Annotated in this window: 15 protein-coding genes; 6 read left to right on the top strand and 9 right to left on the bottom strand. The window is 68.8% G+C overall.

Annotation, left to right across the window (positions count from 1 at the left end):
• Window positions 1-76: 76 nt before the first annotated feature.
• Window positions 77-958, bottom strand: a complete 882-nt coding sequence (locus H512_RS23875; protein WP_245585405.1) for a YihY/virulence factor BrkB family protein — start codon at window positions 956-958, stop codon at window positions 77-79.
• A 174-nt stretch (window positions 959-1,132) separates the two neighbouring features.
• Between H512_RS23875 and H512_RS0112895 the strand changes: the two genes are divergently transcribed.
• Entirely contained in the window at window positions 1,133-1,963 is an 831-nt protein-coding gene (locus H512_RS0112895) for an inositol monophosphatase family protein (RefSeq protein WP_026783808.1), read from the top strand.
• Between the two features lie 108 nt (window positions 1,964-2,071).
• Here H512_RS0112895 and pyc read toward each other — a convergent pair whose 3' ends face one another.
• From pyc to H512_RS0112870, 5 genes are all read right to left on the bottom strand, one after another.
• Window positions 2,072-5,512 carry a pyruvate carboxylase gene (gene pyc / locus H512_RS0112890; RefSeq protein ID WP_026783807.1) on the bottom strand — a complete coding sequence of 1,147 codons (3,441 nt, stop codon included), beginning with the start codon at window positions 5,510-5,512 and terminating at the stop codon, window positions 2,072-2,074.
• Between the two features lie 371 nt (window positions 5,513-5,883).
• Window positions 5,884-8,067 (bottom strand): glucans biosynthesis glucosyltransferase MdoH, encoded by a 2,184-nt coding sequence (gene mdoH, locus H512_RS0112885; protein WP_053239831.1) that lies wholly within the window; start codon window positions 8,065-8,067, stop codon window positions 5,884-5,886.
• Window positions 8,055-9,614: an OpgD/OpgG family glucan biosynthesis protein gene (locus tag H512_RS23870; protein ID WP_053239830.1), complete on the bottom strand. Its 1,560-nt coding sequence runs from the start codon at window positions 9,612-9,614 to the stop codon at window positions 8,055-8,057. Before H512_RS23870 ends, mdoH begins: the two co-directional genes overlap by 13 nt.
• 253 nt (window positions 9,615-9,867) lie before the next feature.
• Complete coding sequence (locus H512_RS0112875; RefSeq protein WP_026783805.1) at window positions 9,868-10,659, bottom strand: DeoR/GlpR family DNA-binding transcription regulator; 792 nt, start codon at window positions 10,657-10,659, stop codon at window positions 9,868-9,870.
• 53 nt (window positions 10,660-10,712) lie between these two features.
• Entirely contained in the window at window positions 10,713-11,237 is a 525-nt protein-coding gene (locus H512_RS0112870; protein WP_026783804.1) for a peptide deformylase, read from the bottom strand.
• 314 nt (window positions 11,238-11,551) lie between these two features.
• Here H512_RS0112870 and H512_RS0112865 point away from each other — a divergent pair, with 314 nt between their 5' ends.
• From H512_RS0112865 to acs, 5 genes are all read left to right on the top strand, one after another.
• On the top strand, window positions 11,552-11,872 hold the full coding sequence (locus H512_RS0112865) for a hypothetical protein (RefSeq protein ID WP_026783803.1): 321 nt from the start codon (window positions 11,552-11,554) through the stop codon (window positions 11,870-11,872).
• A 151-nt stretch (window positions 11,873-12,023) separates the two neighbouring features.
• Window positions 12,024-12,308, top strand: coding sequence for a YciI family protein (locus H512_RS0112860; RefSeq protein WP_026783802.1), 285 nt, complete (start codon window positions 12,024-12,026; stop codon window positions 12,306-12,308).
• Window positions 12,309-12,332: 24 nt separating this feature from the next.
• On the top strand, window positions 12,333-12,746 hold the full coding sequence (locus H512_RS0112855) for an EVE domain-containing protein (protein ID WP_026783801.1): 414 nt from the start codon (window positions 12,333-12,335) through the stop codon (window positions 12,744-12,746).
• On the top strand, window positions 12,743-13,396 hold the full coding sequence (locus H512_RS0112850; RefSeq protein ID WP_026783800.1) for a class I SAM-dependent methyltransferase: 654 nt from the start codon (window positions 12,743-12,745) through the stop codon (window positions 13,394-13,396). The genes H512_RS0112855 and H512_RS0112850 overlap by 4 nt, the downstream gene beginning before the upstream one ends.
• Window positions 13,397-13,524: 128 nt before the next feature.
• Window positions 13,525-15,468, top strand: a complete 1,944-nt coding sequence (gene acs / locus H512_RS0112845; protein ID WP_026783799.1) for an acetate--CoA ligase — start codon at window positions 13,525-13,527, stop codon at window positions 15,466-15,468.
• 74 nt (window positions 15,469-15,542) lie between these two features.
• Here the strand turns inward: acs and mbfA are convergent, their stop codons facing one another.
• From mbfA to H512_RS23865, 3 genes are all read right to left on the bottom strand, one after another.
• Window positions 15,543-16,520, bottom strand: a complete 978-nt coding sequence (gene mbfA / locus H512_RS0112840) for an iron exporter MbfA (RefSeq protein WP_026783798.1) — start codon at window positions 16,518-16,520, stop codon at window positions 15,543-15,545.
• A 28-nt stretch (window positions 16,521-16,548) separates the two neighbouring features.
• Window positions 16,549-18,138: a bifunctional phosphoribosylaminoimidazolecarboxamide formyltransferase/IMP cyclohydrolase gene (gene purH / locus H512_RS0112835; RefSeq protein ID WP_026783797.1), complete on the bottom strand. Its 1,590-nt coding sequence runs from the start codon at window positions 18,136-18,138 to the stop codon at window positions 16,549-16,551.
• Between the two features lie 109 nt (window positions 18,139-18,247).
• Window positions 18,248-19,993, bottom strand: coding sequence for a heparinase II/III family protein (locus tag H512_RS23865; RefSeq protein ID WP_084798467.1), 1,746 nt, complete (start codon window positions 19,991-19,993; stop codon window positions 18,248-18,250).
• Window positions 19,994-20,044: the final 51 nt, after the last annotated feature.

The following is a 20,044-nucleotide window of genomic DNA, read 5'->3' as shown; positions in this document are numbered from 1 at the left end:
GGGCGAAGGCTCGGACGGATGCTTCGAGGATTGGCGTCGGCGGCCGAGGCAGCCTGCCGAGAGCCTACGGCTTCCACTATGGCTCGGGGGATGTCAATGGTTCCTCCGGCGAAGCCTTGGCCGTCGCAACCTGCCGTCGTTCGCCGAGGGCGGCGTTGAGCGACGCGCCGTAGAGCAGGATCAACGCCATCATGTAGAGGAAGACGATGGCGGTCATCACGCCGGCCAGGCCGGCATAGGTCGAGGCATAGTTGGCGAAGTCGGCGAGATAGAGCGAGAAGCCGTAGGCGCCGGCGATCCAGGCGCCGAGCGTCAGGCCGACGCCGGGCAGGATGTCGACGATGCGCCGGCGGCCGGCCGGCAGCCAGAGATGGGAGACGATGAGGCCGCTGCCGGCGATCACCAGCGTCAGGCCGTAGCGGAGCAGCGTCAGCGGCCAGGCGAAATCCTCGATCGCCGGCACCAGATGGACGAACGCCGTCCAGGCGACCGGTGCCAGCACCAGCAGGAAGGCGATGGTCAGGAAGGTCAGCGAGCCGACCAGCACGAAGCCGATGCTCTCCAGCCTGAGCCAGAGGAAATTGCGATTCTCGACCTTGCCGTAGGCACGGTTGAGACCGACGCGCATCGCCTCGACGCCGGAGGAGGCGAACCACAGGGCGAGCGCCACGCCGATGGTCAGAAGATCGCCGCGCGGCACCAGCAGCACGCGCCTGACCTCGCCGGCGATCGGCGCGGCGATGCGCTCGGGCACGCTGTCGAAGATCAGCGTCACCACGGTGTTCGACAGCGCGCTGAGGTCGAAGAAGGCGGCGATGGCGGTGAGGAAGATCAGGAAGGGGAAGATGGCCATCAGCGTCGACAGCGCCACGTGCGAGGCGATGGCCCAGCCGTCGGCGGCGTTGAAGGTCAGGGCGGCCCGCCAGAACGGGCCGAAAAGGCGTCCGAGTGCCCGCACGGCAATCCTCCGTTATGCCGTCAAGGTGGGTGAAATGGCGGCAAATGCAAGGGCCGGCTGCAATCTGACGCTGCAATCCACCCTGATCGTCGGGCAGAACGGCCATGCCCGCCGCGCCCTTGCCCCGGCGGCGCTTTGGGTGCATCGATGGCGCCTCAAATTCCGGAGCCTGAAATGACCGTCACCCGTCAGGACATCGATTTCCTCGTCGCCACCGCCCGCGCGGCGGCGGACGTCGAGATCATGCCGCGTTTTGCCAATCTCACCGCCGCCGACATCAAGACCAAGGCGCACGCCTCCGACTTCGTCACCGTCGCCGACGTCGCCGCCGAGGAGATGATCGAGCGGCAGGTCCGCGCCGCCTGGGGCGACGACTTCCTGTTCATCGGCGAGGAAGTGATGGAGCGCCAGCCGACGCTGATCGACCAGCTGATGGCGGCGCCGCGCGCCGTCGTCGTCGACCCCATCGACGGCACGTTCAACTACGCCAATGGCGTGCCGGCCTTCGCGGTGATCATTTCCGTCGTCGAGCACGGCGAGGTAACGGGCGGCATCATCTACGATCCGCTGCGTCGCGACGCGGCATGCGCCATTCGCGACGGCGGCGCCTTCCTCACCGGCGAAGGCCGGCCCGACCGGCCGCTCCGCGTGGCACCGGCCGCGCCGCTATCGGAGATGCAGGGCTGCGCCGGCTGGTACTATGCCGACGCCGACGAGCGCGACCGGCTGCTCGACGGCCTCAAGCAGGTCTCCAACGTCATGAACTACCGCTGCGGCGGCCAGGAGATGCGGCTCTTGGTCGACGGCCGCATCGACTATTGCTACTACCACAAGCTGTCGCCTTGGGATCACGCCGCCGGCTGGCTGATCCACCGCGAGGCCGGCGGCCACTCGGCGCTCATCGACGGCACGCCCTATCGTCCCGACCTCCGCGCCGGCGGCCTGTTGATGACGCCCGATGCGGCAAGCTGGACAGCGCTCGCCGCCGCGCTCAGGGGGAACTAAGCGCGCCACGTCCTGCCCGAGATGGCCGGCCTCTGCGGCCATAACGCTGAATTTGGTGCAGAATCCGAGGCCTCCCGCGAAAGCGGGAGACCTCGGGCAGGATGAGCCTCAGTCCTTCAGCACCACCAGGAGGTCCTTGGCGTCGATCTGGGCGCCGGCTGACACCAGCACCTCGGCGACGGTGCCGTCGCGCTCGGCGTGGATCGACGTCTCCATCTTCATCGCCTCGATGGACAAGAGCACGTCGCCGGCCTTCACCGCCTGCCCCGGCTTCACCGCCAGCGTCGAGACGACGCCCGGCATCGGCGCCGCCACGTGGCCGGGATCGCCGTCGTCGGCCTTGCGGCGCTGGGTGCGCGCCGAGGCGGCGCTGGAGCGATCGGGCACCCGCACCATGCGCGGCTGGCCGTTCAGCTCGAAGAACACCCGGACCATGCCCTCGTTGTCGGGCTCGCCGATCGCCTGGCAGATCAGGATCAGCGACTTGCCGCGCTCCAGCTCGATGGTCAGCTCGTCGCCGGCCTGCATGCCGTAGAAATAGACCGGCGTCGGCAGCACCGAGGTCGGGCCGTAGCTCTCCTGCGACTTGGCGAAGTCGAGGAACACCTTGGGATACATCAGGTAGCTGGCAAGATCGCGGTCGGTCGGCGGCTCGGCCAGTTTCTCCGTCAGCTCGGCGCGCATGGCTTCGAGATCGACCGGCGGGATCAGCGATCCCGGCGGCACGGTGATCGGCTCGGCGCCCTTCAGGATCTTCGCTTGCAGCTCCTTCGGCCAGCCGCCCGGCGGCTGCCCGAGGTCGCCGTGGAACATCTCCACCACCGAATCGGGGAAGGCGACGTCCTTGTCCGGGTCCATCACCTCGGCCGGGGTGAGGGCCGAGGAGACCATCAGCAGCGCCATGTCGCCGACCACCTTGGACGACGGCGTCACCTTGACGATGTCGCCGAACATCCGGTTGACGTCGGCATACATCTTGGCCACCTCGTGCCAGCGCGTTTCGAGGCCGAGCGAGCGCGCCTGTTCCTTGAGGTTGGTGAACTGGCCGCCCGGCATCTCGTGGAGATAGACCTCCGACGCCGGCCCCTTCAGGTCGTTCTCGAAGGCGGCATAGTGGTTGCGCACCGCCTCCCAGTAGAAGGAGATGCGGCGGATGGCCTCGACGTCGAGGCCGGTCGGCCGCGGCCCGCCGTCGAGCGCCGCGACGATCGAGCCGAGGCAGGGCTGCGAGGTGTTGCCGGAGAAGGCGTCCATGGCGGCGTCGACGATGTCGACGCCCTCGTCGACGGCGGCCAGCACCGAGGCGGCGGCGATGCCGGAGGTGTCGTGGGTGTGGAAGTGCAGCGGCAGGTCGGTGGCCTCGCGCATCGCCCGGAACAGCACGCGCGCCGCCGCCGGCTTCAGGAGGCCGGCCATGTCCTTGATGGCGATGATATGGGCGCCGGCCCGCTCCAGCTCGCGCGTCATGTTGACGTAATACTTGAGGTCGTACTTGGCGCGGTCGGGATCGAGGATGTCGCCGGTGTAGCAGATGGCCGCCTCCAGCACCTTGCCCTCGTCGAGCACGGCGTCCATGGAGACGCGCATGTTGTCGATCCAGTTGAGGCAGTCGAAGACGCGGAACACGTCGACGCCGGCGCTGGCCGCTTGGCTGACGAAATAGCGGACGACGTTGTCGGCGTAGTTCTTGTAGCCGACGCCGTTCGAGCCCCTGAGCAGCATCTGCATCAGGATGTTGGGCGCCTTTTCGCGGATCTTGGCCAGCCGCTCCCACGGGTCCTCGGTCAGGAAGCGCATGGCGACGTCGAAGGTGGCGCCGCCCCAGCATTCCAGGCTGAACAGCTGCGGCAGGCCGCGCGCATATGCCTCGGCGATGCCGGCGATGTCGAAGGTGCGCATGCGGGTGGCCAGCAGCGACTGGTGGCCGTCGCGCATGGTGGTGTCGGTGACCAGCACGTTGTGCTGCTCGCGGATCCACTTCGACAGCGCCTCCGGCCCGCGCGAGGTCAGGAGGTCGCGCGTGCCCGGCTGCATGGCGCCGGAGAAGGTCGGCACCACCGGCTTCGGCCCCTCGCCCGGCCGCGGCCGGCTGCGCGTCTCCGGATGGCCGTTGACGGTGACGTCGGCGATGTAGGTCAGGAGCTTGGTCGCCCGGTCGCGGCGCTTGACCAGCTGGAACAGCTCCGGCGTCTCGTCGATGAAGCGGGTGGTGTAGCGGTTCTGCTGGAACTTCGGATGCGAGATGATGCTTTCGAGGAAAGTCAGGTTGGTGGCGACGCCGCGGATGCGGAACTCGCGCAGCGCCCGCATCATGCGGTTGATCGCCTCGATCGGCGTCGGCGCCCAGGCAGTGACCTTTTCCAGCAGCGGATCGTAGAAGCGGGTGATCACCGCGCCGGCATAGGCGGTGCCGCCGTCGAGGCGGATGCCGAAGCCGGTGGCGCCGCGATAGGCGGTGATGCGGCCGTAGTCGGGGATGAAGTTCTGCTCGGGGTCCTCGGTGGTGACGCGGCATTGCAGCGCATGACCATGCAGGCGGATCTCCTCCTGGACGGGCACGCCCGACTCAGGCGCGCCGATGCGGGCGCCTTCGAGGATGCGGATCTGGGCGCGCACGATGTCGATGCCGGTCACCTCCTCGGTGACGGTGTGCTCGACCTGTATGCGCGGGTTGACCTCGATGAAGTAGAAGGCGCCGCTGTCGGCGTCCATCAGGAACTCGACGGTGCCGGCGCCGTAGTAGTTGGCGGCCCTGGCGATGGTGACGCCGTAGCCGGTGATCTCCGCGCGCTGGGCGTCGGTGAGATAGGGGGCGGGCGCCCGCTCCACCACCTTCTGGTGCCGCCGCTGCACCGAGCAGTCACGCTCGAAGAGGTGGACGATGTTGCCGTGGGTATCGCCGAGCACCTGCACCTCGACGTGGCGGGCCCTTTCCACCAGCTTTTCGAGATAGATCTCGTCCTTGCCGAAGGCGGCCATCGCCTCGCGCTTGGCGGTCACCACCTCGCGGAGAAGCGTCGCCTCGTCGCGGATGACGCGCATGCCGCGGCCGCCGCCGCCCCAGGACGCCTTCAGCATCACCGGATAGCCGATGCGCTTGGCCTCGGCCTTCACCACCTCGATGTCGTCGGGCAGCGGATCGGTGGCCGGCATCACCGGCACGCCGGCCTCGACGGCGAGGTTGCGCGCCGCCACCTTGTTGCCGAGCTGGCGCATGGTCTCCGGCGACGGGCCGATGAAGGTGATGCCGGCGTCGCGGCAGGCCTCGGCGAATTCCGGGCTCTCCGACAGCAGGCCGTAGCCGGGATGGATGGCGTCGGCCTTCGATTCCTTGGCGACGCGCAGGATCTCGGGAATGGAGAGATAAGCCTCGATCGGCCCGAGGCCGGCGCCGATCTGGTAGGCCTCGTCGGCCTTGAAGCGGTGCAGCGCCAGCTTGTCCTCCTCGGCGAAGACGGCGACCGTCTTGAGGCCGAGTTCGTTGGCGGCGCGGAATACGCGGATGGCGATTTCGGATCGGTTGGCGACAAGTACCTTGGTGATCGGCACGGCAGGCTCCTCGGGCAATTCCGGGAAAGGAGGAAAGCGGCTCCCCGCAATTGCGTGAAATCTGGCGGATGAAGAGCTACCGCGATCCCATGAATCACGGAAGCCCCATAAGTGGAAATACGGCCAGGGTTTCCCTAGCAGGCTCAACGCCTAATGTCATATGGGAACGATGATTTTCGCTCTCGTTCTTTGGACGGAGCCTGCGGCGGCCGGCTGGCGGCCCATCGGTCAAACCGATTTAGATTCGTAAGATTTCACCGCCACTTACGGCCGGCAGATGCCCGCTGCATCAGTCGCGTCCAGAATGGGTCATGCAAAAGACGCATACCGGCTTTTGCCGCCGCGCATGGCGGCGGCCGGGCCGATGCCGCTCAGGCGGTCCTGACGGCGGCGGACACCAGGACTGAACGGTTGAGCGGCTTCTGCGCCAGCGCTTCGAGGATGCGCGGCGTGGCGATCAGCGTCGCCCGCTCCTTGGCGTCGAGGAAGGAAACGCCCTCCTCGATGGTCTCGGCCTCGCCGATCTTGGCCAGCGCCAGCGCCGACACCGGGTCGACCCGGCCGGGCGGCCGCGGCGCCATGCGATCGATCAGCGCCAGATGCTGCATCAGGAGATCGGGATCGGCGACGATGTCGACGAGGTTCGGCGCGGTGGCGACGGCCTCGACATAGGCCGGCCGCGCCTCGTCCATGCGGCTCTGGATGGCCGGCCGCAGCGTCTCCTCGGGAATCTTCAGGAGGCCCAGCCACTTCACGCCGCGGCCGATGGCGGTCGAACCGGTGAGGCCGGAGATCGGCACGGCGAAGATCATGCCGAGAATGGCCGGCGACAGCCAGGCGAACAGCACCCAGCTGTCGGCGATCGCCGCCCAGGCCAGGGCGATGCCGGCCAGCACATGCCAGCGATGGCGCACGAACAGGTCAGAGAGCGGCAGGCCGCCGTCGTCGCGCCGCTGCGGCTTCCAGCCGGCGTCGCGGCGCATGACGATCTCGGTGACGGCGCCGGTCTGGATCAGCATCATGATCGGGGCGACCAGCGCCGACACCACCACTTCGAACAGGAAGGAGAGAACGAGGCCGAGCACGCCGCCGGCCGCCTTGCGCTCGCGCGGCTGGAAGAAGAAGGCGAGAAGCCCGAGCACCTTGGGCAGGAACAGCACGCCCATGGTCAGCGCGAACAGCGAGAAGGCGCGCTCGGCGTCGATGCGCGGCCAGGACGGAAACAGCTGGAACTCGTCCTTGAAGTATTCCGGCCGGATGTAGTGGGCCTGCAAGGTCAGCGCCAGGCCGGAGAGGATCAGCAGCAGCCACAGCGGCGAGGCGAGGTAGCTCATGATGCCGGTGAGGATGTGCGAGCGCGATACCCAGTGCAGGCCGCGCGCGCCGATCACCTTGAGGTGCTGCAAATTGCCCTGGCACCAGCGGCGGTCGCGGATGGCCAGATCGACCAGCGACGGCGGACTTTCCTCGTAGGAGCCGGAGAGATCGTCGGCGATGATGACGTTCCAGCCGGCGCGGCGGATCAGCGCCGCCTCGACGAAGTCGTGGCTCATGATGTGGCCGCCGAACGGCGGCTTGCCGGAAAGCTCCGGCAGGCCGGCCGAGGTCAGGAAGGCCTCGGTGCGGATGATGGCATTGTGGCCCCAGAAGTTGCCTTCCTTCTGCACCCACCAGGAAAGGCCGGTGCCGACCACCGGACCGTAGACGCGGCCGGCGAACTGCTGCAGCCGCGCCATGATCGTCGTGCCGCCGACCAGCATCGGGATGGTCTGGATCAGGCCGGCGTCGGGGTCGGCCTCCATGCGCCGGGCCAGCTCGACGATGGTCCGCCCTTCCATCAGGCTGTCGGCGTCGAGCACCAAGAGGTGGTCGTAGGCGCTCGCCCAGCGCTTGCAGAAGTCGGCGACGTTGCCGGCCTTCTTGGCGGTGTTGTTGCGCCGGCGGCGATAGTAGACGCGGGTGAAGCCGCCGATGCGCTCGCGGGCGGCCAGGAGAGCCGCCTCCTCCTGCAACACCACCTCGGGGTCGGTGGTGTCGGCCAGCACGAACCAGTCGAAGGCGTGGCTCTGGCCGAGCGACTCGACGTCGCGGGCCATCGCCTCGATGGCGGCGAAGATGCGCGAGGGGTCCTCGTTGTAGGTCGGCATCAGCATGGCCGTGCGCTTGCGCAGCGGCTCGTCGGAGGCGGGCGCCGGCCTGCCGAAGCGGCGACTGACGATCTTCAGGAAGCCGAACACCGAGGCGACCGACGACAGGGCGATCCAGGCGAAGGTGACGGTGAACAGCCCCAGCACGATGCGCTCGATCGGCGTGAGATCGCCGAGCGCCAGCACCGCGTACATCTCGTTGACGGCATAGGCGAGCAGCGCCGCCGTGCCGCCGATCACCGCGAAGCGCTTCAGGAACGACGACCGGCTGCGCGGATCGACCAGCTTGCGCCGATCCTTGCGGCGGAAGCGCCTCAGATCCTGGGCCGGCATGTCGGCCGGCTGCTCCGGCGGCATGCCGGAGGCATATCGCCCGCTGACGGCGACGTCGCGAACTATGATGTCCATCGGAAGGCCCAGGTCTCCGCCGTCTGGCCGGACTCGAAGGCGAGCGCTGCCGTCAATTCGATCAGGGTCTCGTTGCCGGGATCGAGTTCGAAGGACAGACGCAGCCCCTGGGTCTCCGGATTGGCGGCGACGACGACGTTCTTCACCGTGCCCTTGGAGGCCTGTACCGACGCCTTGGCGTTGCCGAGCTTCACCGGATCGACGCCCTCGAAATAGCCGTAGTCGATGACGAACAGCCGCACCGGCGTCGGCCCGCCGACACCGGCCCGGCCCGAGCGCGTGGCGGCGACATAGGCGGCACCGGCGGCGAGCGCCGGATCGCCGCCCCAGAACAGGCGGTAGGCGAAGAAGAACTCGGTGCCGGCCGGAATCTTGTCCTGCGGCGACCAGTAGGCGACGATGTTGTCGTGGATCTCCGAATTGGTGGGAATCTCCACCAGCGTCACCGCGCCGGCGCCCCAGTCGCCGACCGGCTCGATCCATAGCGACGGCCGCCGCTGGTAGGCGGCTTCGAGGTCCTGGTAGGAGGCAAAGGCCCGGTCGCGCTGGATCAGGCCGAAGCCGCGCGGGCTGCGGTCCTGGAAGCCGGAGATCTGCAATTCCTTGGGATTGGCCAGCGGACGCCACCAGCGGTCGCCGCGGCCGGTGACCATCAGCAGGCCGTCCGAATCATGCACCTCCGGCCGGAAGTCGTCGATCTCGGTGCGGCCGTTGGCCGAGAAGTAGAACATCGAGGTGCCCGGCGCCAGGCCGACCTTGTCGAGGTCGGCGCGCGGGAACAGCTGCGCCTCGACGTCGATGGTGGTCGGCCAGCCCGGCCGGACGGTGAAACGATAGGCGCCCGACACCGACGGGCTGTCGAGCAGCGCGTTGACGACGCAGGTGTCCGAGCCGGCGGCCGGCGTCTCCACCCAGAAGGCGCGGAACAGCGGGAATTCCTCGCCCTCGGGATCGGCGGTCTTGAGCGCCAGGCCGCGCGCCGACAGGCCGTAGGTCTGGTCCTTGCCGAGCGAGCGGAAATAGCTCGCCCCCTGGAACACCAGCACCTCGTCGAACACGTCGGGCTTGTTGATCGGCGCATGCAGGCGGAAGCCGGAGAAGCCGATGTCCTCGGCCGGGATCGGCTGCGGCACCAGGGGGCCGTAGTTGAACAGGCTCGGGTCGTAGGCGAGATGCGTCGCCTGGCCGTTGTCGACCAGCGCCATCTCCACCGGCTCCTTGAAGTAGGAGCCGCGGTGGAACAGCTGCATCTGGTAGGGGAGGCCCTTGTCGGCCCAGATCGCCGCCTCGGGGCGGAAGCGGATGTCGCGATACTGGTCGTAGGTCAGCGTCTCCAGCACGGACGGCAGGCTGGCGTCCGGCGCCTCATAGGGCTTCTTGGACAACGCGCGGGCGATCTCGGCCACCGTCGAGCGGGTGAACGGTCCGGTCACGGCGAACTGGTGCTGCTGCGTCGCCGCCCAGGCCGCCGCCGGCACGCCGGTCGCCGCCACGACGGCCCCCACCGCCGTCAGCGCCCGCGCCAGAAAATCGCGGCGATCGATCATGGGATTGATGGGATTCCCGACAGAAAGGTCCACAGCGGCTCCACTCGTCATTGCCGACCCGCGGCTTCACAGAGGCTTACACATGGGCGCGAAACTGCGAGCCGGAAACAAAGTTCCCGCCACGCCGCAAGCGAGGCGGCGCCGGCTCGTCCCGCTTGCCGAATATGTTTCTTACCCCGTTGGATTCCAACACTCATGTGGATACCAGACCCGCATGATGGTGAACAGAAGCATACGCCGCCGGTCATCGAAATTATACAGCCTCGCCCGCATGCCCGCCATGAGCGGCGGCGGTCTCCACGAGGTCGACGCCCTCGGCCGCGCAGAGGCGGCGAACGCTGTCGCGCGGGCAGCGATCGGTGACGAACACGTCGGCCTGGGCCACCGAGCCGATCCTGACCGGCGCCGTGCGCTCGAACTTGGTCTCGTCGGCCACCAGGATCACCCGGCGGGCGTTGGCGATGATCGCCTGCGCCACCTTCACCTCGCGGAAGTCGTAGTCGTAGAGCGCGCCGTCCTCGTCGATGGCCGAGGTGCCGACGATGGCGAAATCCACCTTGAACTGGCGGATGAAGTCGACCGCCGCCTCGCCGATGATGCCGCCGTCGGCATGGCGCACCTGGCCGCCGGCGATCACCACCTCGATGCTTGGGTAGGCGCGCATCAGGTTGGCGACGTTGATGTTGTTGGTGATCACCATCAGTCCGGAATGCTGCAAGAGCGCCTGCGCCACCGCCTCGGTGGTGGTGCCGATGTTGATGAACAGCGAGGCGTCGTTGGGCACCAGGGCGGCGGCGGCCTCGCCGATCGCCCGCTTCTCGGCGGCGGCGATCTGCCGCCGCGCCTCGTAGCCAACGTTCTTCACCGTCGAGGCCAGCACGGCGCCGCCGTGCACGCGGGCCAGCAGCCGGCGGTCGCAGAGTTCGTTGAGATCCTTGCGGATGGTCTGCGGCGACACCTCGAAGCGCGCCGCGAGATCGTCGACGAGGACGCGGCCGACTTCGCGGGCGATGTCCAGGATGGCGTGTTGACGATCGATCAGCATGGCTTTCCCAAGGCGAGTGGCATGGCGTCAGTGTAGCGGTCAATCGACGAACTTCACGGCGGCAAGATGGCGGACGACGCCGATCGGCCGCCGAGCTTCTGATATCGCTTCAGAAGCCGCTCGCGCTTCAGGCGCGACAGCCGGTCGATCCAGAAGATGCCGTCGAGCTGGTCGATCTCGTGCTGGAGCACGGCGGCATGGAAATCCTCGGCCTCCTCGTCGGCCGGCGCGCCGTCGAGACCCTGATAGCGGACGCGCACCGCCCGCGGCCGCTCGACGGCGGCGGTGACGCCGGGCATGGCCACCGACCCCTCCTCGTTCGCCATGATCTCGGCCGACGCCCATTCGACGACAGGATTGACGTAAGGCCGGATCGCCCCGCCCGTCGCCGGCCGCACGGCGATCAGCCGCCTGAGCACGCCGATATGCGGCGCGGCGAGGCCGATGGCCGGCGCCGCTTGCACGGCCGCCGCGAGGTCGGCGAACAGCCCGGCCAGCCCGTCGTCGAAGACGGTCACCGGCTCGGCGACCGCCCGGAGGCGCGGATCGGGATAGGCGAGCAGCCGCGGCGACGTCATCGGCGAAAACCTCGAAACATCATCAACGAAGACTTACCACCGCTGTCGAGGGGGACTTCATACGTAGTAACAATTAAGGCGACCGGAATATTCACGATTCTTAACCGCCGTTCACCGCAAAAACCGCTCAGAAGCGCCATTTCCGCCAGGTCACTGTAAACACAGCACCGCCATGGTGAACGGCTGGTTAAAGCCGGCGCCTGACGGGTTAACGAAAGCCTGCCGGAAACGAGAGAATTGCCGTTTATGCCGGAACCGGGCCTTCAACCGGCGCTGCTAGAAGGGAGGCAACAAGCGTTCCGGAGTCCTGCAATATGAAAAGCCTCGTCGTCACCCTCGCTGCCGCTTCCGCCCTGATCGCCGTCTCCGTCTCCGGCGCCTCGGCCTTCAACATGAACGTCCCGAAGTCGGTGATGATGGCCGCCGTCGCCGCGCCGACCGTCAGCTCCACCGAGCGGACCCTGGTCTTTCCGCCGCTCACCTTCCTGTCGGTGGCCGGCGACTATGCCGCCCGCCTGCGCGCCGAGGTGATCGACGTGTTCGCCCCCGGCCTCATCGGCGGCATCGGCGCCGCCTACCGCAACGCGCTCGGCGCGTCGGCCACCTCGGCCGTGCCCGAACTGGTCGCCATCTGAGCCGCCGCCCCGGAACGCTGAACGGCTTCTTCCCGACCCCAGACGTCCACCCCCTCGTGGCCCCGGCGGCTCTCCCGCCGGGGCCACTTGCGTCGGCCCCATCCGCAGCTTAGGGTCCGCCTCGTCCTATCGTCGGCAACCGAGGCGAACCATGCATTATGTCGTCAGCTGCATCGACAAGGCGGGTCACCTGCCCGTCCGGCAGGCCAATCGCGCCGCCCATCTCGACTACGTCAAGGCCAACGCCGATACCATCCTGGTCGGCGGTCCCTATCTCGACGAGGGCGGCAACATGATCGGCTCGCTGCTGATCGCCGAGGCCGTCGACCTCAAGACGCTGCAGACCGTGCTGGCCGAGGATCCCTACGCCCGCGCCGGCCTGTTCGAGAGCGTCGATATCAAGCCGTGGAAGTGGGTGATCGGCGCGCCCGGCTGACGCCACGCCGCGACGGGGAGCCCCATGGCCCACTGGCTGTTCAAGTCCGAACCCTTCAAGTTCTCCTTCGCCGACCTCAAGGCACGCGGCGCCGCCGGCACCGAATGGGACGGCGTGCGCAACTACCAGGCCCGCAACAACATGCGGGCGATGCAGGTCGGCGATCAGGGCTTCTTCTATCACTCCAACGATGGCCTGGAGATCGTCGGCATCTGCGAGGTGATCGCTCTCGCCCACCCCGACAGCACCACCGACGATCCGCGCTGGACGTGCGTCGACCTCAAGGCGGTGCGCGACCTTCCCCGCCCCGTCACGCTCACCGAGATCAAGGCCGAGCCGGCGCTGTCGAAGATGAGCCTGGTCACCTCCATGCGCCTGTCGGTGCAGCCGGTGACCGACGCGGAATGGGCCACCGTGCTCGCCATGGCCGAGCGGTGAGCGATCCCTCCCGCGAAAGCGCCTTCGTCAAGCGCGAGACCCGCCGCGCCGCGCCGCCGCTCGTCCCCGAGATCCGGCTGCACCTCGCCGACGAGGCGATGGACCTCTGGCAGGCCACCGAGGCCGACCTTGGGCGGACCGGCCTGCCGCCGCCCTTCTGGGCGTTCGCCTGGGCCGGCGGCCAGGCGCTCGCCCGCCACGTGCTCGACCATCCGGAGATCGTGCGCGGCGCCCGCGTGCTGGATTTCGCCGCCGGCTCCGGCCTCGTCGCCATCGCCGCCGCGCTGGCCGGCGCTCGCGAAGTCGTCGCCGCCGAGATCGACCCCTATGCCCGCGCCGCCATCCTGATCAACGCCACCGACAACGGCGTGACCATCGCGGCGCCCGATGTCGACTACCTCGACCACGGCGCCGGGGGCTTCGACGTGGTGCTGGCCGGCGACGTCTTCTACGAGCGGCCGATGGCCGCCCGCGTCGAGCCCTTCCTGCGCGCCGCGCAGGGCGCCGGTGCCGCCGTGCTGTTCGGCGACCCCGGCCGCGCCTACCTGCCGGCCGCCGGCATCGAGCCGCTGGCCGTCTACGACGTGCCGGTGCCGCGCGCCATCGAGGACCGCGACATCCGCACCACCCGCGTCTGGCGCTTCATCTGACCGCTGCCTCCAACGCGATAAGCCTCGCCGCTTAGCCGGGCGGCTAATGGATTTACGTGTTTTGACGAACCATATTGGCGCCGGTTGGCGTGCGGCCGAGGAGGGTCGCGCGCGAAGGAGGATTTTCAATGTCCGGAGAGGTGTTCGAGGTGCCGGCGGCGCTCGCCGCGTCGGCCTTCATCGACAACGACAGATATCAGGAACTCTACAAGCGCTCGATCGACGACCCCGAGGGCTTCTGGGCGTCGATGGGCGGCCGGCTCGACTGGATCAAGCCATTCACGCGGGTGAGGAACGCCTCCTACGATCCGCATCACGTGTCGATCCGCTGGTACGAGGACGGCATCCTCAACGCATCCTACAACTGCGTCGACCGCCACGCCGACCGCACGCCGGACAAGGTGGCGATCCTCTGGGAGGGCGACGATCCGGCCGAGCAGCGGGCGATCACCTATCGCGAGCTGCAGGAGGAGGTCTGCCGCTTCGCCAACGTGCTGAAGGCGGCCGGCGTCAAGCGCGGCGACCGCGTCACCATCTACCTGCCGATGATCCCGGAGGCCGCCTTCGCCATGCTGGCCGTGGCGCGCATCGGCGCCGTTCATTCGGTGGTGTTCGCCGGCTTCTCGCCCGACAGCCTGTCCGGCCGCATCCGCGACGCCGGCAGCACGCTGGTGATCACCGCCGACGAGGGCGTGCGCGGCGGCCGCAAGGTGCCGCTGAAGGCCAACGTCGACGCGGCGCTGGAAAAATGCCCGGGCGTCGCGAGGGTGCTGGTGGTGCGCCGCACCGGCCGCCCCGTTGCCATGCAGGACGGCCGCGACGTCTATTACGACGAGGCGGCCAAGGGCATCGCCCCCGACTGCCCGGTGTCGCCGATGGGCGCCGAGGACCCGCTGTTCATCCTCTACACCTCCGGCTCGACCGGCAGCCCCAAGGGCGTGCTGCACACCACCGGCGGCTATCTGGTCTACGCCTCGCTCACCCATCAATGGGTGTTCGACTGCCATGACGACGACGTCTACTGGTGCACCGCTGACGTCGGCTGGGTGACCGGCCATTCCTACGTGCTCTACGGCCCGCTCGCCAACGGCGCCACGACGCTGATGTTCGAGGGCGTGCCGAGCCATCCCGATCCCTCGCGCTTCTGGGAGGTGATCGACCGCCACAAGGTGACGATCTTCTACACCGCGCCGACCGCCATCCGCTCGCTGATGGCCTCCGGCGAGGAGCCGGTGAAGCGTACCTCGCGGGCGTCGCTGCGCATCCTCGGCTCGGTCGGCGAGCCGATCAACCCGGAGGCCTGGCTCTGGTATCACCGGGTGGTCGGCGACGGCCGCTGCCCGATCGTCGACACCTGGTGGCAGACCGAGACCGGCGGCATCCTGATCACCCCGCTGCCCGGCGCCACCCGCCTCAAGCCGGGATCGGCGACGCGGCCATTCTTCGGCATCGAGCCGGCCATCGTCGACGCGCTCGGCAACGTGCTGGAGGGGCCGACCGAGGGCAATCTGGTGCTGCTGGCCAGCTGGCCCGGCCAGATGCGCACCGTCTACGGCGATCACGACCGCTTCGTGCAGACCTATTTCTCCACCTACAAGGGCATGTACTTCACCGGCGACGGCGCCCGCCGCGACGAGGATGGCTACTACTGGATCACCGGCCGCGTCGACGACGTCATCAACGTCGCCGGCCACCGCATGGGCACCGCCGAGGTGGAGAGCGCGCTGGTCGCCCATCCGAAGGTGGCCGAGGCGGCCGTCGTCGGCTACCCGCACGACATCAAGGGCCAGGGCATCTATGCCTATGTCACGCTGATGGAGGGCGAGGAGCCGACCGACCAGCTCGCCGCCGAGCTGACGCAATGGGTCAGGAAGGAGATCGGCCCGATCGCCTCGCCCGACAAGATCCAGTTTGCCGTCGGCCTGCCGAAGACGCGCTCGGGCAAGATCATGCGCCGCATCCTGAGGAAGATCGCCGAGGACGATTTCGGCGCGCTCGGCGACACCTCGACGCTGGCCGATCCGTCGGTGGTCACCGACCTGATCGACCACCGCCAGAACCGGCACGCCTGAGAAGGAACGGCGGACGTCCGATCCGGCCGGGATGGTCCATGCAGGAGCCATCCCGGGCTGGACCGGATTTTTCCTCAGCCGCCGCCGATGATGATGCCGGCGGCGAGCACCAGCGCGCCGCCGATCACCACCTGGATCACCGCCCGGAAGAACGGCGTTTCCATGTACTTGTTCTGGATGCCGGCGATCGCCCACAGCTCGACGAAGACGATGGCCAGCGCCACGGCGGTGGCGGTCCAGAACTGCGGGATCAGGTAGGGCAGCGCGTGGCCGAGGCCGCCGAGCGCCGTCATGATGCCGGAGGCGAGGCCGCGCTTGACCGGCGAGCCGCGGCCGGAGATGACGCCGTCGTCGTGGGCGGCCTCGGTGAAGCCCATGGAGATGCCGGCGCCCACCGAGGCGGCCAGCGCCACCTGGAAGGTGGTCCAGGAGTTCTGCGTCGCGAACGCCGTGGCGAAGATCGGCGCCAGCGTCGACACCGAGCCGTCCATCAGCCCGGCGAGACCCGGCTGGACATAGGTGAGGATGAACTGGCGGCGGGCCACCCGCGCCTCCTCTTCCTCGGCCGACGGCCCGACGTTCTCCTCGCGGGCGATCTCGGCGCCCTCCATGTGGTGGCGCTCCTGCTCGGCGAGATCGCCGAGCAGACGCCGGACGCCGGCGTCGGAAACGCGCTTGGCCGCCTCGGAATAGAAGGCGTAGGCCTGCGCCTCCATGCGCGCCGCTTCCTCGCGGATGCGTTCGACACCGAGGTTCTCCACCAGCCACACCGGCTGGCGGGCGTAGTAGCCGGCGACGTGCTCGCGGCGGATCAGCGGGATCACCGGCCCGAACAGCCGCTGGTGCTCGGCGATCAGGAAGCGGCGATGGCCGTCCTCATCCTTGACCATCTCGTCGAACATCGCCGCCGTCGCCGGATAGTCCTTGCGCAGCCTTTCGGCGTAGCTGGCGTAGATGCGGGCGTCGTCCTCCTCGCTGGAGATGGCGAGCGCTAGGATCTCCTGCTCGTTGAGGTCGGAGAAGCGGCGACGGCCGCCGAAGGCGTTGAACATGACTGCTTCTCCGCTGGTTGTGACCCGCTCAGTGCCGGAAATGGCGCATGCCGGTGAACACCATGGCGATGCCGGCCTTGTCGGCGGCGGCGATCACCTCGGCGTCGTGGATGGAGCCGCCCGGCTGGATGGCCGCCGTGGCGCCGGCGGCGATCGCCGATTCGAGGCCGTCGGCGAAGGGGAAGAAGGCGTCGGAGGCCACCACCCCGCCCTTGGCGAGCGATTCGGGCAACCCGGCCGTCTCCGCCGCCTCGCCGGCCCGGATGGCGGCGATGCGCGCCGAATCGACGCGGTTCATCTGGCCGGCGCCGATGCCGGCGGTGGCGCCGTCCTTGACGTAGACGATGGCGTTGGACTTGACGTGCTTACAGACCTTGAAGGCGAACAACAGGTCGGAAAGCTCCTGGTCGGTCGGCGCGCGCCTGGTCACCACCTTGAGGTCGGCGGCGGTGACGACGCCGTTGTCGCGCGACTGGACCAGGAGGCCGCCGGCCACCGTCTTCGCCGTGAGGCCGGGCGCCTTGGGATCGGGCAGGCCGCCGGTGACCAGGAGGCGCAGGTTCTTCTTGGCGCCGACGATGGCGATCGCCTCGTCGGTCGCCGACGGGGCGATGATCACCTCGGTGAAGATCTCGACGATCTTCTTCGCCGTGTCGGCGTCGAGCGTCTGGTTCAGCGCCACGATGCCGCCGTAGGCCGACACCGGATCGCAGCGGTGCGCCTTGACGTAGGCGTCGACGAGCGTGGCGCCGGTGGCGACGCCGCAGGGGTTGGCGTGCTTGATGATGGCGACGGTCGGCACCGCCGGGTCGAATTCCGCCACCAGCTCGAAGGCGGCGTCGGTGTCGTTGATGTTGTTGTAGGACAGCACCTTGCCCTGCAGCTGCGTCGCCGTGGAGACGCCGGGCCGGACTTCGGTCGAGCGGTAGAAGCGCGCCCACTGATGCGGGTTCTCGCCGTAGCGCATGTCCTCGGCCAGCTTGCCGCCGACCGCCACGAAGTCGCCGGTCTTGCCGCCGAGTACAGTAGCGAACCAGCCGGAGATCGCCGCGTCATAGGCGCCCGTGCGGGCATAGGCCTTGGCGGCCAGCCGCTTGCGGCTGTCGAAGGTGACGCCGCCCTGATCGATCTCGGCGAGGACACCGGCATAGTCGGCCGGCTCGACCAGCACCGTCACGTAGGCGTGGTTCTTGGCGGCGGCGCGGATCATCGCCGGGCCGCCGATGTCGATGTTCTCGATGGTCTCGTCATAGCCGGCGCCGCGCGCCACCGTCTCCTCGAACGGGTAGAGGTTGACGATCAGCATGTCGATCGGCTGGATGCCATGCTCGGCCATCGCCTTGGCGTGGCCGGCGTCGTCGCGCACCGCCAGGAGGCCGCCGTGCACCTTCGGGTGCAGCGTCTTGACGCGGCCGTCCATGATCTCCGGGAAGCCGGTGAAGTCGGCGACTTCCGTGACGGGCACCCCGGCCTCCGACAGCAGCTTCTTGGAGCCGCCGGTGGTCAGCAGCTCGACGCCGCGCTCCGCGAGCGCCCGGGCGAAATCGACGAGGCCCGTCTTGTCGGAAACGGAAAGCAGCGCGCGCTTCGGGGCGACGCGATCGGGATGGCCAGCCATGGTGGGTTCTCCGGCGGGTGGGGATGGCGGCGCGATAGCACGATTGGCCGCGCCACGGAACCCGCGCCCAATCGATTTGGCCGCCTTGCCGGCGCGAAAAGCACTTTGTTCAGGTGGATGCGAACAGATCCGGCCCCGGTCGGACGTCGCGGCCGCGCGGCCGGCCGCGTTGGCCTTCGGCGGTGCGGGTCAGCGCCCAGGCCACTTCCGGCGTCACCCGTGCCCGGCCCGGCAGCACGATCTGCAGGCTCTTGCGGCGGCCGAGCGTGTCGGACAGGAACACGCTGTCCTCAAGCTCGGGAGCGATCAGGCCGCAGGTGAAGGTCCAGGCCTCGCCGTCCGGCGCGACGATCAGCACGTCGCCGCCGGCCGTGCGGGTCGCCTTGATCAGCGGATGCAGGTGGAAGCGGATGGCGAAGCGGTCGTGGCGCGGCTTGCGGCCGGAGAAGGTCAGCCGGTCGGAGCCGACGATCTCGCCGCCGTCGGCGCGCATGACGAGGCGCCGCTCGTGGACGGCGCCGAAGCGGGCCATGTAGCCGTCGTGGCTGGCCACCAGCGCGATGACGTCGGCGCGGTCCTCGCGCACCACCGGCACCTGGCGCGGGCCGTCGATCATCACCGGCCCCAGGCGGCGGACGAGGCGCGGCGTGTCGAGGAAGGCGCCCGACGACACCTCCTCGATCGACAGCGTCGAGTGGGCCGGCGTCGAGCGGGCGGCCGAATGCCAGCGCGGATCGTCGGCGGCGCCGCAGTTGACGATGAAGCGGTTGGAGCCGCTCGACATCTCGAACGACAGGCAGCCGGCGTGCGCCTTCTGGCTGACACCGACCGGCGGCACCGGGCCGGTATCCATCAGCATCACCGTGCCGCCGGCTTCGAGCCGCTGGTAACCGGAATGAATGGCGTTCTCCACCGGCCGGCCGTGCGTGTCGTCATAGGCGTTGAGCGTGGCCAGCTGGCCGGCGTGGCTGACGCTCATGCCGTTGAAGTGCGGCAGGCTGCCGTCCGAATGGCGGAAGAAGCGCAGCATCGGCATCATGCGGTCGATGGCGACCAGCAGCGCCTGCGGCGGGTTGACGCCACGATTGGAGTAGGCCTGACGCAGCGGCAATAGGTCGGTGAGCAGATCGGCGATCACCGAGGGGTCGCGGCTGATATGGCCGCCGTCGGGCAGGATCTGCCGCTTCAGTTCCTGTTCGAGCCGCTGTCCGGCCTGGCGGGCGAGCCGGCCCTGATTGTCGGCCGAGAGGGCGAAGAAACTGACGGCGATGGCGGCGACAAGGCGCGGATAGCCGTCGACGGCGTCGGCCTGGCGGCCGCGCAGCCGGCGCACCTGACGCACCAGCGAGCGCAGGAAGCGGCGGTAGAAGGCGCGATCGGCGTCCTTCAGGATCAGCGGCGACTGGGTGATCCAGGCGATCACCCGCCGCGCCATGTTCTCGGTCTCGAAAGCCTCGGGCGGTGCGTGTGCCTCCTGGGCGATCCAGTCGGCGGTGAGCGCCCGGGCGTTCTGGCGGGCCAGCGCATTCTCGGCCGCCCGGAGATGGCGCAGCCAGGAGAAGCCGTGCAGCGCCCGCGTCCACTCCTGCGACGGCGACGGCATGTCGAAGGGCGAGCGGCCGCCCGTCTCCACCACCTTGCCGGCGAAAGCATAGACGCCGGCGTAGATGTCGGCGGCGATCGTCGGGTCGGTGGTGCGGATGTCCTGCGGGGCGATCACCAGCCGCTCGGGCGTCGAGCCCGGCCAGCGCCAGCGCGAGAAGGGCCCTCGCTCCAGCGCCGTCACCGCCCGGCGCAGGGCCAGCTCGGTCGCGAAAAGCGCCAGCCGGGCCGTGCCGGCGACTTGTGCGCGCATGGTCGGGCCCCCTTTCCGGGCTGGAGCTGGAATCACCGCCCTCCGGCCGGG

The organism is Pleomorphomonas koreensis DSM 23070, assembly GCF_000425185.1.
GTDB classification, from domain to species: domain Bacteria; phylum Pseudomonadota; class Alphaproteobacteria; order Rhizobiales; family Pleomorphomonadaceae; genus Pleomorphomonas; species Pleomorphomonas koreensis.
Note: the sequence above shows the minus strand (reverse complement) of the source record. Positions and strands in the feature narration are given on the sequence as shown.